Annotated in this window: 17 protein-coding genes; 15 read left to right on the top strand and 2 right to left on the bottom strand. The window is 54.2% G+C overall.

Features of this window, described 5'->3' with window-relative positions; genetic code table 11:
• Positions 1 to 47 precede the first annotated feature (47 nt).
• The 7 genes from NSS64_RS25895 (at position 48) to NSS64_RS25865 (ending at position 6,089) form a co-directional block, all read left to right on the top strand.
• Positions 48 to 476 (top strand): MarR family winged helix-turn-helix transcriptional regulator, encoded by a 429-nt coding sequence (locus tag NSS64_RS25895; RefSeq protein ID WP_340944901.1) that lies wholly within the window; start codon positions 48 to 50, stop codon positions 474 to 476.
• A 39-nt stretch (positions 477 to 515) separates the two neighbouring features.
• A complete protein-coding gene (locus NSS64_RS25890) occupies positions 516 to 1,151 on the top strand; it encodes a nitroreductase family protein (protein WP_341142019.1) in 636 nt (211 codons plus the stop codon).
• A gap of 37 nt (positions 1,152 to 1,188) precedes the next feature.
• Positions 1,189 to 1,485: a putative quinol monooxygenase gene (locus NSS64_RS25885; RefSeq protein WP_341142018.1), complete on the top strand. Its 297-nt coding sequence runs from the start codon at positions 1,189 to 1,191 to the stop codon at positions 1,483 to 1,485.
• 199 nt (positions 1,486 to 1,684) lie between these two features.
• Positions 1,685 to 3,313 (top strand): phospholipase D-like domain-containing protein, encoded by a 1,629-nt coding sequence (locus NSS64_RS25880; RefSeq protein WP_341142017.1) that lies wholly within the window; start codon positions 1,685 to 1,687, stop codon positions 3,311 to 3,313.
• 67 nt (positions 3,314 to 3,380) lie between these two features.
• The gene (locus NSS64_RS25875; protein ID WP_341142016.1) at positions 3,381 to 3,761 is read left to right on the top strand and encodes a hypothetical protein; all 381 of its coding nucleotides are present in this window, start codon (positions 3,381 to 3,383) and stop codon (positions 3,759 to 3,761) included.
• A gap of 116 nt (positions 3,762 to 3,877) precedes the next feature.
• Positions 3,878 to 4,204, top strand: a complete 327-nt coding sequence (locus NSS64_RS25870) for an ArsR/SmtB family transcription factor (RefSeq protein WP_036700195.1) — start codon at positions 3,878 to 3,880, stop codon at positions 4,202 to 4,204.
• Between the two features lie 106 nt (positions 4,205 to 4,310).
• The gene (locus NSS64_RS25865; protein ID WP_341142015.1) at positions 4,311 to 6,089 is read left to right on the top strand and encodes a SulP family inorganic anion transporter; all 1,779 of its coding nucleotides are present in this window, start codon (positions 4,311 to 4,313) and stop codon (positions 6,087 to 6,089) included.
• 133 nt (positions 6,090 to 6,222) lie between these two features.
• Here NSS64_RS25865 and NSS64_RS25860 read toward each other — a convergent pair whose 3' ends face one another.
• The gene (locus NSS64_RS25860; protein WP_341142014.1) at positions 6,223 to 6,600 is read right to left on the bottom strand and encodes a hypothetical protein; all 378 of its coding nucleotides are present in this window, start codon (positions 6,598 to 6,600) and stop codon (positions 6,223 to 6,225) included.
• 62 nt (positions 6,601 to 6,662) lie between these two features.
• Here NSS64_RS25860 and NSS64_RS25855 point away from each other — a divergent pair, with 62 nt between their 5' ends.
• Positions 6,663 to 7,370 carry a DUF1361 domain-containing protein gene (locus NSS64_RS25855; protein ID WP_340944893.1) on the top strand — a complete coding sequence of 236 codons (708 nt, stop codon included), beginning with the start codon at positions 6,663 to 6,665 and terminating at the stop codon, positions 7,368 to 7,370.
• Here the strand turns inward: NSS64_RS25855 and NSS64_RS25850 are convergent.
• Positions 7,367 to 7,732, bottom strand: a complete 366-nt coding sequence (locus NSS64_RS25850; RefSeq protein WP_341142013.1) for an MGMT family protein — start codon at positions 7,730 to 7,732, stop codon at positions 7,367 to 7,369. The two genes, NSS64_RS25855 and NSS64_RS25850, sit on opposite strands and share 4 nt — an antisense overlap.
• A gap of 295 nt (positions 7,733 to 8,027) precedes the next feature.
• Here NSS64_RS25850 and NSS64_RS25845 point away from each other — a divergent pair, with 295 nt between their 5' ends.
• The 7 genes from NSS64_RS25845 to NSS64_RS25815 all read left to right on the top strand — a co-directional run bounded on the left by NSS64_RS25845 (position 8,028) and on the right by NSS64_RS25815 (position 14,279).
• A complete protein-coding gene (locus NSS64_RS25845; protein WP_340944890.1) occupies positions 8,028 to 9,575 on the top strand; it encodes a spore germination protein in 1,548 nt (515 codons plus the stop codon).
• Positions 9,572 to 10,729 carry a Ger(x)C family spore germination protein gene (locus NSS64_RS25840; protein ID WP_341142012.1) on the top strand — a complete coding sequence of 386 codons (1,158 nt, stop codon included), beginning with the start codon at positions 9,572 to 9,574 and terminating at the stop codon, positions 10,727 to 10,729. The genes NSS64_RS25845 and NSS64_RS25840 overlap by 4 nt, the downstream gene beginning before the upstream one ends.
• Positions 10,730 to 10,731: 2 nt before the next feature.
• Positions 10,732 to 10,935, top strand: coding sequence for a hypothetical protein (locus tag NSS64_RS25835; protein WP_076083870.1), 204 nt, complete (start codon positions 10,732 to 10,734; stop codon positions 10,933 to 10,935).
• 27 nt (positions 10,936 to 10,962) lie between these two features.
• On the top strand, positions 10,963 to 12,087 hold the full coding sequence (locus tag NSS64_RS25830; protein WP_341142011.1) for a GerAB/ArcD/ProY family transporter: 1,125 nt from the start codon (positions 10,963 to 10,965) through the stop codon (positions 12,085 to 12,087).
• A gap of 127 nt (positions 12,088 to 12,214) precedes the next feature.
• Positions 12,215 to 12,835 carry a hypothetical protein gene (locus tag NSS64_RS25825; protein ID WP_341142010.1) on the top strand — a complete coding sequence of 207 codons (621 nt, stop codon included), beginning with the start codon at positions 12,215 to 12,217 and terminating at the stop codon, positions 12,833 to 12,835.
• Positions 12,836 to 12,892: 57 nt separating this feature from the next.
• The gene (locus tag NSS64_RS25820) at positions 12,893 to 13,693 is read left to right on the top strand and encodes a phosphotransferase family protein (protein WP_341142009.1); all 801 of its coding nucleotides are present in this window, start codon (positions 12,893 to 12,895) and stop codon (positions 13,691 to 13,693) included.
• Positions 13,694 to 13,733: 40 nt separating this feature from the next.
• Positions 13,734 to 14,279 (top strand): DUF1697 domain-containing protein, encoded by a 546-nt coding sequence (locus NSS64_RS25815; protein WP_341142008.1) that lies wholly within the window; start codon positions 13,734 to 13,736, stop codon positions 14,277 to 14,279.
• Positions 14,280 to 14,336 lie beyond the last annotated feature (57 nt).

Here is a 14,336-nt window from a genome sequence, read left to right as displayed (position 1 = left end):
TTTATCGAAAAGGTTTTGCACAATATATTTGCCTTAGGGGGTATATTTTGAGGGAAGCTCAGCCCGATGAACATAAGATTTTTGAACTGCTGCAAGCTCTGCACAAAGGCATCGGCCCGAAGTTCGAGCGTTGTGCAGGCGTGACTCCTACCCGGTTCAGATTGCTGCAGGAGTTATATCACAGTTCGGAGATCAGCCAAATCTCGCTGCAAAAGCTAGTGGATATCGACGCTGCAGCGGTCACCCGCCACTTAAGAGGGCTGGAGGACACTGGAATGATCGCCCGCCGTAATAATCCAGCCGATAATCGCGTGACTCTCGTCTCCCTGACTGGTCAAGGCCGTGAACATATCGATGCCTACCGGGAGAACAAAACCCAGTTCATCAGCGATCTGCTGACCGGCTTCAATGAACAGGAGCGTACAGTGCTCGCAGACATGCTTACCCGGCTCCAGCATAATATCAATGTACTGTAGCCGTAACCTATAATCAAACCCATAAAGGAGCTAATTCATATGAACACTACCAAAAACAATGATTACATCAGCATTATTACAGGACGCCGCTCGATCCGCAAATATGATCCATCGGTCAAAATCAGCAAAGAGGAAATGACCGAAATCCTTACAGAAGCTACACTGGCCCCTTCATCCGTGAATATGCAGCCTTGGCGTTTTGTGATCATCGAAAGCCCGGAAGCCAAAGCCAAGCTGTCCCCTATTGCCAAGTTCAACCAGACTCAGGTCGAAACCTCCGCGGCGGTGATTGCCGTATTCGGTGATATGAATAACTTCGATTACGCTGAACAAATCTACGGAACGGCTGTAGAACGCGGACTTATGCCTGCCGAGGTGAAAGAAAGACAGCTGGCCGCCCTGGGCGCCCACTTCGCCAAGCTGCCCGCAGATGTGAACAGAGAGACCGTGATGATTGACGCGGGGCTGGTCTCCATGCAGTTGATGCTGTCCGCCCGCGCACACGGATATGACACCAATCCGATCGGCGGATTTGAAAAGGATCAGATCGCTGAATTGTTCGGTATGGACAAAGAACGCTACATTCCGGTGATGCTGATCTCGATCGGCAAAGCACTGGAAGAGGGTTATGCCTCCGTTCGTCTGCCTATCGACACGATTGCCCAGTGGAAATAATACTCTATACCCATGAAATTCTAGGAGGAATATCCAAATGATTATTATCCATGCGCTGCTTCATGTGAATCCTGCACGGGAGGAAGAGTTCCTGGCCACAGCGAAGCCGCTGATTGCCGCCACGCACGAAGAAGAAGGGAACCTGTCCTACGAGCTGTATAAGCATGCAGCAGACGAAAGTCTCTATATCATGGTTGAGACCTGGCGTGATCAGGCCGCCGTTGCCGCTCATAACACAAGCCCTCACTTCACCGGCTTCGCCGCCAAAGCGGGAGAGTTCCTGACCGCACCGCTTGATGTTAAGGTGTATAGCGCTGAGGAATTGAGTAAATAATTACGAATTAAGCGGTTCACCCTATACGATCTGGAATCCCGGGATGCTCCGGCAGTCTATTGACTGCTGTGGCATCCTTTTTTTGCAAGACGCGATGCCGTTTATAAAACGTACAAGCCGGGTATCTTACCTTACCCTTACTTGGATTGTCATTTGCTGACGAAGCAAGGCGGGGAAGAACGAAGGAGATGAAGACAGCATGACTAATCTACATACCAATCACCGGTTAACCTCAATCCCTGCTGCTGCCGGGCAGGACGGGCAGCTTCAGCAGGATCTCATAGATTACGTGAATTATCATATTTCGGGCGGCTCCCTAGCGTCACTCACCGAAGGTGCGGAGGAGGCGGAGCCGGCGTTTGCCCCTCTTTTGCAAAGTGATACCGCGCGCGCTTACCGGCAGGAGTGCGGGGGCGTCATAACGGATATGCAGCAGCTCGAACAGCTGCCGGGTATAAGCCAGGAATGGCTTAATCAGCTCGCGGATACAGTAGCAGGACTCGATTCCGGCAAGCTCAGGGCTCTGGCCCCGCAGACCACCCGGCATAACCGGGTAGATCCTTATGTGAACGGACCACAATGTCTGGACATGCTGCTCGGCGAGATCGGCAAGGCTGAGCGTTACATTCATCTGTCCGTGATGCTGTTCTTCAATGACCATTCAGGGAACCTTATCGCTAGTGAGCTGCTTCATGCACTTGAACGCGGAGTAGAGATTAGAATCATGGTGAATTATACGGTCACTGCGCTCGGATACGGCCAGAACCTGGAGGTGGGGCAATTCTCCAAGATTGCCGGGCGTCTGGAGCAGGCAGGTGCAAAACTGCTGGATACCTTCCACTCCTATTACGGTGCAGAGGAATGGGCTGCGAAGCGCAAAGTGCTGAAGTCACAGGGCGTGCCTGAGAGCATCCTTTTTCTGCAGGATAAGGTTCAGGAGGATGTGGAGGTGACCGGGCTGAATGTGATTGACCACCGCAAATTCATGATTATAGACGGAATAACTTCCATTATCGGCAGTCTGAATATCGGGGACCAGTATACGTTTGCCACCCCCATTCAGGAAGCCCCGGGCCAGCAGGTAGATGGACGTCCGCTCGGTATCCCCGCCAAGGAAGAGGAATGGCATGACGGCTGCTTCAGGATTCAGGGGGCTGTGGCCCAGTCGCTGAACGCTGTTTTTCACTCCAGGTGGCTGCTGCTCGGGGGAGATCACTTTGACCTGGCGTCAACCTTCTATCGTCCTGTGGTGGACTATGCATTTGGGGAGGAGGAGTGTACTCTCTTCGCGAGCTTTCCCGGCAACCCGGTGAATCTGATTCAGCAATATATTCTGGATGTGATCACCTATGCGGCCGATGAGACTCTTATTGTGAATCCGTATCTGATCGATCAGGCCTTCTGGGACCGGCTGGGTGAAGTGGGGCCGGAGCGCGCCTGCCATCTCACCATCTGCAATCCGCTGGAGGTTAATGATCATCCGACAAACCGGGCGGCGGTGCGCAGCAACATGTACGTTCCCTTTTGTAACGGCGTATCCTTCTATGATTATAGTGCGACTGAACGCTTCTCCCACTGGAAAATCATCTACGACCACAGAGCGCAGGCGGTATTTCACGGCTCTTATAATATTAATGAACGGAGTGCCTGCCATGATTACGAGCTGGGCCTGCTGGTGAAGGGCAGAAGCCTCGCCGAGAAAGTGAAGCACATGATTGATTATGACCTCAGCGTATCGCGCCAGATCACCGGCAAACACGAGTTCTTCAAGCATCCTTGGCTGCATCCCAGCACCTATCTGAACAAAGCAACACAGAATTACACCTGATATCCTCTCCGGCGCCCGGTCATGTATAATGACGTTATACCAATGAACGAAGATGGAGCTAATGAAGATGAACATACACATTCTTGGACAAGGTCCCCGGACCGGGGAAATCAGATTCGCGGCAGCGGAATGGGGGGAAGCCAGAGCCAAATGGTGCGGACCGCCTGTTCAGCCGGGTGAGGAATGGGTGGCAGAATGGGAGCTGCCGGCGCTGTTCATGAGCTGGGTCGATATTGTGCCTGCTCCCGGCGGTGCCTTTGGCCTGCGTATCGAAGGGGATACGGTCATCCTGACAGGCGTGCTGGAAAATATAGAGGAGGACGGCACGGGTTATCTGCGGATCGGCCGCGACCTGATCATGTTCGAATGCCTGGGCGAACCGATGGCACTGGGCGGCTTCGTCGAGCTGAGGACCCGTGAAGCCAGGCTGTATCCGGTGAATCTGTAGGGGCCGCAGGGCCCCCGGCGGACGAACTATTTCCTGCCCCGGCATAGCCACCTTCAGGCAAATGAGCTAATATAATATAGATTGAAACAAGTAACAGCATAAGGAGCAGAAGTCTGATGAACAGCGATATTCAACAATTTAAGACGGAATTCTTCAAGGCGCTGGCTCACCCGATGCGGATTCGGATTCTGGAGCTGCTTAGCGAAGGCGAGAAGAATGTGAACGAGCTGCAGGCGATCCTGGGTTCGGAAGGCTCTGCGGTATCCCAGCAGCTGGCCGTCCTCCGGGCCAAAAATGTGGTCACCAGCGTCAAGGAAGGGACCACTGTCATCTATGCCCTCCGTGATCCTCTGATTAAGGAGCTTCTGGCTGTAGCCAGACAGATCTTCGACAATCATCTGGTGAGTACCATTTCCCTGCTTGAAGGCATCCGCAGCGAATAACCCCGGCCTCCGGGGGCGGATTACCCCGTTGACAAGAGCAGCGGGCAGGAGTAATGTGGGTATTATATTCAAATAATCAGATATTCAGAGAAAAGAAGGTTAGAGGATGACAGGGTGGGGCCGTTTCAAAGGCTATAACATTGCTTCGCTGCGCAAGGATATCATTTCAGGGACAATCGTCGGCGTTATTGCCATCCCGCTTGGGATGGCATTTGCTATTGCTTCCGGTGTGAAGCCGGAGTACGGAATCTATACAACCATTGTGGCCGGCATACTGATTTCCTTATTCGGCGGGTCCAGGTTCCAGATTGGCGGGCCTACGGGTGCATTCATTCCTATTTTGTTCGCTATTGCCATGCAGTACGGGTATGAGAATCTGCTGATTGCCGGAATGATGGCCGGGGTGATTCTTGTCTTGATGGGTGTTCTGAGGCTTGGGGTATTGATTAAGTTCATTCCGAAGCCGGTGACCATTGGTTTCACGGCCGGGATTGCCGTTATTATCTTCAGCGGGCAGATTGCGAACTTCCTTGGCCTAAGGGACATGAAGCGGCATGAGAGCTTTATCGACAATATGAAGGAGATCGGGGCGCATCTCTCCACAATCAATCTGTACAGCATTCTGACTGCGGGGGTATGTCTCGCCGTAGTGGTGCTGGGGTTGCGGTTTGCCCCGAAGGTGCCGGGTTCTCTAATTGGACTGTTGTGTGCCACGGTTATCGCAGCCCTGTTCTTCAGCGGCAAGGTGACGACCATCGGCTCTGCCTACGGAGATATCCCGAATACACTCCCCAGCTTTCACTTCCCGGTCATTACGTGGGAGAAGATCAAGCTGCTGATCCGTCCGGCTTTTGTCATTGCGCTGCTGGGAGCCATTGAGTCGCTGCTCTCCGCAGTCGTGGCCGACGGCATGTCGGGCAGCCGCCATGACAGCAACCGTGAGCTGATCGGCCAGGGGGTCGCCAATATCGCCGCGCCGCTCTTCGGCGGGATACCGGCTACCGGTGCGATTGCCAGAACCGCCACCAATATCCGCAGCGGTGCCGCTTCTCCGCTCTCCGGGATCATTCACGGTGTGGTGGTGTTCCTGATCCTGCTGCTGTTCGCCCCGTACGCCTCCAGCATTCCGCTGGCAGCGATGGCCCCGATTCTGATGGTCGTAGCCTGGAATATGAGTGAACGCAAGGAATTTCTCCACCTGCTGAAGCTGAAGACCGGGGATTCACTGGTGCTGGCGATTACCTTCCTGCTGACGGTATTCGCTGATCTGACCGTGGCGGTAGAGGTGGGGCTGATCCTGGCCGTTGTGCTCTTCGTCAAGCGTATGGGTGAGGTGCATAGAATCTCCAAGGTGCTGCCTGACCCGTCTTCCGTCAAGGTCGAGGCCCATATGGTAACAGAGAGCCACGACTGTCCGCAGATCGGAATCTACAATGTGGAGGGACCGCTGTTCTTCGGCGCTGCCTACCGCTTCGACCACACCATGCCCGAGCTCGGCCCGGATCAGCCTAAGCTTATCCTGCTGCGCATGGGCAAGGTACCGCTGATGGATACGACAGGTGAGGCCAATCTGGCAGCGCTGGTGAAGGAGCTGCAGGCCGCTGGCGGCAGACTGATGATCTCAGGCATCCAGAGCCAGCCGCTGGAGCTGCTCAAGAGAACGGGGCTGTACGACCGGATCGGTGCTGCCCAGTTCTATGATCATACCGGCGAAGCGATCAATGAAGCGCTGGGAAGCGTGAATCCCAGCCGTTGCCGGGGCTGTGAACATGCGGCCTTCAGAGAATGCAGCGCCCTCTCGGGGCTGGAGGAATCCTCATCGCGCAGCACTGCCTTCAAGGGGCGCACTCCGGCGGTGGCCCGCAAGCTCAGCGGCGGGGTATAGCCCGCGCGGTGCAGGGCTGACGCGGGTACAAGGTAACCTGGGTTACCAGTCCGCAGGCGCCGCCATTGCCTATTAACGTCATACAAGCAGCACTACCCTCATGGGCAGCGCTGCTTTTTTATTGTTAAGGAAATTATGATTTTCGTCCGACTGAACACATGGACAGCGCGTGGTCATCTGGACGGAGTGTGGTCGAAAAACCGACCACATTTGGTGCGGCAGAGGCGTGTGGGGCAGATATGGTCGAAAAACCGACCACATTTGGTGCGGCAGAGGCGTGTGGGGCAGATGTGGTCGAAAAACCGACCACATCTGGTGCGGCAGAGGCGTGTGGGGCAGATATGGTCGAAAAACCGATCACATTTGGTGCGGCAGAGGTTTGTGGGGCAGATACGGTCGAAAAACCGATCACAATGGGGATACCGCAGGCATTTTGTTCTTTAAGGAAAGGTGTACGCGGAAAACCGAACACAATGCGCAGCGTGCGGTTACTGCCCCCGATATTGGACACTCCAGCCCCATATTTGTACAATTACATAAATGGACTATATCAAGGTAAGGGGATTATCCTTCATGAAAGAACTGAATTACACCAAGGTCTTCATCCTTCTGGCTGCTATGACGGCGGCAACACTTGCTGTATACCGCGTTGTTTCGCTGCAGACGGATACGTTCTATGCCTTTCTGCTCTGGAATCTGTTTCTGGCCTGGGTGCCGTTCTTCTTCTCCATGGCCGCGCATGAGCTGGATAAGCGGAAGATCGGGGGGCTGCTGATTTTGCCGCTGGGCGTAGCCTGGCTGCTGTTTTTTCCGAATGCGCCTTATATTATGACGGATCTGATCCATCTGACTGTCCGCAAAAGCAAGTATATCGTCGGCGGAACGATCCAGAACCGGTACTGGTATGATCTGACCACCCTCCTCCTGTTCACCTGGAGCGGCTGGCTGACCGGATTCTTCTCCCTGTACCAGTTCCAGCACGTGATCTACCGGAAAAGCAACATGCTGCTCTCGTGGGTCTTCGTCCTGTTCGCCTGTGTCATGGGCGGCTACGGCGTCCTGCTCGGCAGAGTCTACCGCCTGAACAGCTGGGATGTGCTGACGGACCGCCATCAGCTCTACCGGCTGGTCATGGACAGTCTGAACCGGCAGTCAGTGTTCTTCAGCCTGTTCGTCGCCTTTGTGCTGCTGGTGATTTATGCCACGATGTATTGCCTGCTGAACGGGCTGGCGGGCGGGGGCCGCAGGAGTTATTCCGAGGGCCGGAGGAAGACAGGTTAAGCGTCCTCCTCATCGCCGGGTTCAGGCGGAAGCTCCAGGTCCATCTCCAGCTCTGGAGCCGGAACATACTGGTAACGCTCCAGGTCAACCACGCCCCGTTCATCGAAGATAACGCCCTCTCCGGTTAAATATAGCTGCTGCAGGGAGGCGGATTCGTCTTCAGTGAGCGAGATCATACCCTTGGCGTTGATGATCCTGTGCCACGGCAGCTTGTACTTCCTGCTCATGGAATGCAGAATACGCACGACCTGCCGGGCCGCCCGGGGACTTCCGGCCGCCCGGGCAATCCCGCCGTAGGTCATGACGGAGCCTTCCGGGATCGACTGAATAATGAGAATAACTTTTCGCGTGAATGGTGTCATTTTACGTGCTCCTTTTACCTTTCTCTGTCTGTAACAGTCCCACCGCTGTTTTCTAACTGTACTAACCATAACATAAAGCGGCTGCTGCAAGGAGCATTTGCCTTAGTGGAGCAGCGGCTGACGATATCATACGAAGCTTGGTCCAGCCTGCCCCTCTGTTACAGAGCGGGCTTATTTGCTGTGCCGTTCAAGGGCCGGGTGGCATCTGCCTCTCCCATGCAGTAAATTCTGGCGAATAGGAGTCAGAGAGACGGGGGATAATCAGAGCAATAGATCTCTGACAGGAGTGATAGCAGTGAAGAACAAGCATTCTGCACTGAATAGTGAAGCTGCCGGTACCCTGTCCGCGCATCCTCCGCTAAGCCCTTCGCTGGAGGAGACGGTGGAACGGCTGCGGAAGATTTTCAATAACGACGGGACACTGAGAGTAAGGATCATAGAGAACAGTCAGGGTGCTCCCGTCCGCTGCGGATTAATCTATGTCGATGGAATGGTGGACCGGAATCTGATTCAGACGGGGATCATCAAGCCGATACTCGCTTACCAGCCCGCAGAACAAGAGCACCGGGACCCTGCAGCCCTAATGGAGAGAATCCGGATGACTGTCATTGATACCCCGGATGTCATGGTCTCCGAGGAGTTGGATGGACTGATAGGGGCGATCGTCAGCGGGAAGGCGGTGCTGCTGCTGGAAGGCTATGCCGGAGGGCTTATCATCAATGTTCAGGGCTGGGACTCCAGAGCGATAGAAGAGCCTACTACGGAAAAAACGGTGCGTGGCCCCCGTGAGGGCTTCACCGAATCGCTGCTTGTGAATCTGACCCTGATCCGCCGCAGGGTGCGGGACCCGGATCTGAAAATCGAATTCATGGAAATCGGAACACGCAGCAAGACGCAGACCTGTATCTGTTATATGGGAAGTCTGGCCTCTCCCGATATTATTAAGGAGCTGTATGACAGGCTGGAGAAGGTAGAAATTGATCTTATTCTGGACACAGGTTATCTGTCCGAGCTGATCCGTGACGAGCCCTACTCTCCGTTTGAAACCGTTGGAAGTACCGAACGGCCGGACACACTCGTGAGCAAAATCATGGAGGGCCGGGTTGCGGTCCTCGTCGAAGGCACCCCTTTTGCGCTGACAGTTCCTTATGTATTCGTTGAGAACTTCCAGGCCAGTGAGGATTATTATATCAACTATTATTTTGCATCGTTTAACCGTGTGCTTAGAGTGTTGGGAGCCTTCATGTCGATCAGTATCCCGGCCGGTTATATTGCCCTTGTAACCTATGCCCAGGAGATGGTTCCCACCCTGCTGCTGCTTAGTATTGCGACTGCCAGGCAATCGGTGCCTTTTCCAACCATAGTTGAAGCGCTGCTTATGCTGACCATCTTCGAGGTGCTGCGGGAAGCGGGGGCACGGATACCGACATCGATTGGCCAGGCTGTAAGCATCGTCGGGGCGCTGGTGCTGGGCCAGGCTGCCGTGGATGCGCGGATTGTCAGTGCGCCGATGGTCATTGTGGTGGGGTTGACAGGGATAACGACGCTGCTGAATCCAAGGCTGACCGGGCCGCTGATCATCGCCAGACTGGCGCTGCTGGGCAGCACCTTCTTCCTGGGCCTCTACGGATATTTCTTCGGTCTGCTTGGTCTGGTCATTCACCTGATGAGCCTGCGCTCCTTCGGCGTCTCTTACATGCTTGGGGTAGGCTCGATCCGCCCCCAGGATATTAAGGATACAACCATTCGTGCGCCCTGGTGGGATATGAATTTGCGGCCTGCGGTGATTGGAATGCGTAACCGAAGACGGAAGCCGTCCAAGAGACCGGCCAAGCGGTCATGAGATCTCTGCCGAGAGGGTGTACCTCTCTTATCTCACTGTTGCTGCTGCTGAGCCTGGGACTCACCGGCTGCTGGAATTATGCCGAGGTGGATGATATGGCGATTGTAGCCGGAGTGGCCATTGATAAGAATGAGGATGGGAAGCTACTGCTTACAGCAGAGATTGTGGATACAGGCGGGTCGGCGGACAAGGCTCAGGCGGGCTACAAGATGGTCAGCCTCAGCGGGAATACGATGTTTGAAATCGTCCGCAATATGATCTCTATGACCGGCAAGAAGCTTTTCTGGAGTCATGCGAAGGCCATAATCATCAGTGAGGAAGCCGCCAGAGAGGGGCTAGTCAAAGTCATTGACTGGTACAGCCGGGACACGGAGACCCGCTCGGATGTGTTCATCTTCGTGTCTGGAGAGAAGACGGCCCGTGAGATCCTGAATATGAAAAGCACCACGGAAGCAATCCTGTCCTTTGAATTGGCCCAGATGATGCGTGATGAGAAGTATACGAACAACGCCCCGACGGTGGAGATATGGGATTTCATCGATAAGCTGGAGACTTCAGGGATTAATGCGACGGCCCCAATCATTCATATTCACCGGAAAAATGGTGAGCAGAGCGAAAGGGTGGCAGGTACCGCCGTATTTGTGAAGGACCGGATGGTGGGCAAACTGAGCGGCGATGAGACGAAGACGATGCTTATCGTCAAAAATGTACTGCAGGGAGGGGTGTTGGCTGTAGATGATAAGCGGGGGAATCCGGCGTATTCCCTGGAGATTATCTCCAATCACTCCAAGCTGAAGCACACAATAGTGGATGGCAAGCTCCAGATACAGATTCATACAGTAACCAAGACAGGGCTGGATGAGGTGATGACACCGGAGGGATTCCTGAAGGATGAGACGATTCAGGATATCGAGCAAAGGGCAGCTGAGCGGCTGCAGGCGGATATTCTGGCGTTAATTCATAAGATGCAGCAGCAATATGAGGCTGATATTTTTGGCTTTGGCGAGAGCTTGTACGAGAACCAGCCTAAGCTCTGGGCCAAAGTGAAGGAACACTGGCCTGAGGTCTTTGCCGGTCTTGAAGTGAGCGTTAAGTCCAAGGTGACGATACAGAGCAGTGCCAAGACTTCGCGGGCCATCCGGCTGGGGGATTAAGTATGTTCATTTACGTGATATTGATCTACGCATTGATCGCTGTAATTGATCCATATGGGCTGCGGAAGAAGGGAATGAAGCGGGATTTCCTGGTCTGCTCCGCCCTGTACCTGATCTCCTTCGGGCTGGCCTTCGCACTGTCGATGCGCTGGGAGATTCCCAGTCCGTCCCCGCTGTTTGTGGAATGGGTGAAAAAGCTATATTAGAGCGCACCGCTGAAGGAGGAGGAGAGTGTGAGCAAAGAGACTATTCCGGCTGGACAGTCCATCAGCATCGCTATATTATTTGTCACCGGCGCTTCCCTGTTCCTGGGAACTTCGTCACAGTCCGGCAACAGCAGCTGGATTGCCCAACTCTTGGCGATTCTGCTGGCCGTTCCGCTTATGCTCGTCTATGCGAGACTCCATGTCCTGTTTCCGGGCAAGGATCTGTTTGACATGCTGATTGCAGTGTTCGGCTCCGTCCTGGGACGGATGCTTTCCTGTCTGTATATCTGGTATGCTTTGCATCTGGGAGCGCTGGTGCTGCGCAATTTCGGGGAGTTCAGCAAGACCGTAGCCTTAACCGCAACTCCGATGCTCGCACCCATGCTTATGATTGGCCTGCTCTGTATCTGGGTCGTCCACGCCGGGATAGAGGTGCTTGGAAGAAGTGCTAAGTTTCTCCTGTTATTCTCGCTAATTGTGATTGTAACCCTGCAATTGCTCTCAGTGCCCAAGTTTGAATACCATCATCTGAAGCCGCTACTCAATACAAGGTTTGAACTTATTCTTGCAGATACAGCAGGATCGTTCACCTTCCCCTTTGCCGAGATTGTGGTCTTTCTGGGCGCATTCAGCGCCATTCCGGCCAAGGGCTCTGCCAAGCGGGTGCTGGTCAGCAGCACATTGATTGCAGGGGGGATCATTATTATGATCACGCTGCGTAACCTGCTGATACTTGGCCCTGATATTCTGTCCGGTCTGTACTTCCCCTCTTACGTGGCGGTCAGCCGGATTAATATCGGCGATTTCGTTACCCGGATCGAGGGCTCGGCGGCCATAGTGTTTGTTACGGCGCTCTTCGTCAAGGTCAGTCTGTGCCTGTATGTAACCTGTAACGGGATAGCGAAGGTATTCAAGCTGGGGAGCTACCGTTCTGTTGTGCTTCAGATGGGGCTGATCATGGTCTATCTGTCGAATTTTATCTATTCCAATATTATGGAAATGGAGTATTTCGCGTATCATATCTACAAGATATATGCACTCCCGTTCCAGGTGCTTATCCCTGTACTGCTGTGGTTTACAGCGGAGTTTCTCGCCCGCAGAAGGAGCAGCAGGCAGAAGGCTCTTCCAGAGCAGCAGCCGGAAGGATCATAGACGCAGAAGCGCCATCTCCTAGCCCCGCCCATGCGGGGCTGTCCGATTTTCAACCTGTCCTGAAGTTAGCTATAATGAGAGGCAAGAGAGAATCTCATAGAACAGGTAGGAAAGGCGTGGATGATAGATGAGCGTATCCAGCATTGTAATGTCCTCACATTGGGGCAGAGAGGTCAGACATAAGCTTATTACTCAAGGCTCCAAGGTGCTGGCGGTGGTGTTTCCGGGACAGAATTATTCCGCCGAGCGGCCGCTGCTGGATTATGCGGGCAAGCTGGCCCGGGAATACGGCTGTGACCTGCTGCTGTTAGAATACGGCTACCAGGCTGCCAGAGTGGCCTTCAAGCGCGAAGAGATTGATATTGTTGCCGAGGAATGCAAGATTGCGCTTGCATCACTTCCCGACTACGAGCAGCTTTTGTTCATCAGCAAGAGTATGGGGACGATTATTGCCGGTAAGGTGGCGTCAGAGCCCGGAGTGGGCGAGAAGGTCTCGCATCTGTTCCTTACACCTGTTGCGGAGAGCCTTCCGTTCATCCGGCAGAGCCGGGGCAGTGTGATTTACGGCGGGAGTGACCCGATGTTCACCGGGCAGCATCCCGCCGAGCTTAGCAGCATGAAGCAGGTAAGGGTATACAGGATTGACGATGCCAACCACGCTCTGGAAGTGGACAGTGTCAACGAATCGCTGGCTGTGCTGCTGGTTATTATTAATTTCTATCATGAGTTTTTCCGCGATTCACTATAAAGGGAGATGAGAGCATTTACTCGCGGATCAGTCTGGATTAGCCGGGAGGGCATTGATATGCAGGGGAAGGTAATCGGTCAAGGCAGAACGGCTGAAGTGCTGGAGTACGGGGAAGGAAAGATTCTTAAGCTGTACCGCGATGACGTTCCGGAAGAGCATGTGGACTTAGAATACCGTTTCAGTAAGTGTGTGTATGAACAAGGTGTTGCTACTCCGCAGCCCCATGAGCGGGTAGTGGTAGAGGGCAGACCGGGAATTGTGTATCAGAAGATCGCCGGTCCTACTCTGTTACAGCAGATGAACCGGAAGCCGTGGCTGAATTTCAGCGGCTTCAAGCAGATGGCCGGCCTGCATCACAGCCTTCATCAGCTCGATGGCATGGGCGAAGCCGGGGCGCAGAAGAAGCGGCTGGAACAGCAAATTATCGCCGCACCGATGCTTGAGACAGAGGAGAAGACACAGATTCTGTCCCGGCTTGCCCGGCTGCCGGACGGGGAGAAGCTATGCCATGGCGATTTCCACCCGGATAATATCCTGATGGATGATAAGCTGTGGGTCATTGACTGGATGACCGGCGTCCGCGGCAATCCTGCAGCGGATGTGGCACGGTCAGTAATCATGTTCCGTATCGGGGCCATGCCTGAGCAGGCTTCTGTGTTCGCTAAGGGGTTACTGGGGTTCGCCAGAAAAAGGCTGACCGCGCAATATCTCCGCAGATATCTGAAGCTGTCAGGCTTGACGCTTGCTGATATTAACCCGTGGATACTGCCGGTAGCAGCCGCACGGCTGGTTGAGGGACTTTCGGTTCCCGAGAAGGAGCTGCTGGTCCGCGAGATCCGCAGACGCCTGAGGGCATAGCGCTGCGGGCAACAGACTGTATAGAGGAGGCAGAATGCTGGTGAATACATACATTGCATGGCTGCGCGGCATCAATGTCGGCGGCAACAAAGTAATTAAAATGCAGGATCTGAAGGCCATGCTCGGAACGCTTCCATTCAGGAATGTACGCACCTACATCCAGAGCGGCAATGTTATATTTGAGAGTGAAGCGTTAACAGGTGACGGGCTGGCGGAGATGATTAGCGGGAAGATTCAGGAGACCTTCGGCTTGGAGGTGCCTGTCATCATCCGTTCTCTGGAGGAGCTGGAGGCGGTCATCGCCGGTAATCCGTTCCCGCAGAGTGAACAGGAAGCCTACAAGCGCCTGTACGTCTCGTTTCTGGCAGCGGAGCCAGCCGCTGAAGCACTGGAGAAGCTCCGTCCCTATGAGGATGGAGCCGATAAGGTGCGGGTGATCGGCAGGGAGCTGTATGCCTTCTATGAAGTGAGTGTGAGCGAGTCGCCGCTGTTCAAGGTGCCGTTCGACAAGCTGCTGGGAACGGCGCTTACCGCACGCAACTGGAACACCCTGAACAAGGTAGCAGCGCTGGCCCGTAAGCCGTAAAGGAAATAGCAGCTCTCCCAAATACCCCACCAGGATGTATCTCTTGGTGGGGTATTT

Source organism: Paenibacillus sp. FSL H8-0122 (assembly GCF_038005345.1).
Taxonomy (GTDB): Bacteria; Bacillota; Bacilli; order Paenibacillales; family Paenibacillaceae; genus Paenibacillus_AQ.
Note: the sequence above shows the minus strand (reverse complement) of the source record. Positions and strands in the feature narration are given on the sequence as shown.

Coding starts and splice junctions, on each gene's coding strand:
- NSS64_RS25890 (WP_341142019.1), top strand. CDS start 516: ATGAACACTACCAAAAACAATGATTACATCAGCATTATTACAGGACGC.
- NSS64_RS25885 (WP_341142018.1), top strand. CDS start 1,189: ATGATTATTATCCATGCGCTGCTTCATGTGAATCCTGCACGGGAGGAA.
- NSS64_RS25880 (WP_341142017.1), top strand. CDS start 1,685: ATGACTAATCTACATACCAATCACCGGTTAACCTCAATCCCTGCTGCT.
- NSS64_RS25875 (WP_341142016.1), top strand. CDS start 3,381: ATGAACATACACATTCTTGGACAAGGTCCCCGGACCGGGGAAATCAGA.
- NSS64_RS25870 (WP_036700195.1), top strand. CDS start 3,878: ATGAACAGCGATATTCAACAATTTAAGACGGAATTCTTCAAGGCGCTG.
- NSS64_RS25865 (WP_341142015.1), top strand. CDS start 4,311: ATGACAGGGTGGGGCCGTTTCAAAGGCTATAACATTGCTTCGCTGCGC.
- NSS64_RS25855 (WP_340944893.1), top strand. CDS start 6,663: ATGAAAGAACTGAATTACACCAAGGTCTTCATCCTTCTGGCTGCTATG.
- NSS64_RS25850 (WP_341142013.1), bottom strand. CDS start 7,732: ATGACACCATTCACGCGAAAAGTTATTCTCATTATTCAGTCGATCCCG.
- NSS64_RS25840 (WP_341142012.1), top strand. CDS start 9,572: ATGAGATCTCTGCCGAGAGGGTGTACCTCTCTTATCTCACTGTTGCTG.
- NSS64_RS25835 (WP_076083870.1), top strand. CDS start 10,732: ATGTTCATTTACGTGATATTGATCTACGCATTGATCGCTGTAATTGAT.
- NSS64_RS25825 (WP_341142010.1), top strand. CDS start 12,215: ATGAGCGTATCCAGCATTGTAATGTCCTCACATTGGGGCAGAGAGGTC.
- NSS64_RS25820 (WP_341142009.1), top strand. CDS start 12,893: ATGCAGGGGAAGGTAATCGGTCAAGGCAGAACGGCTGAAGTGCTGGAG.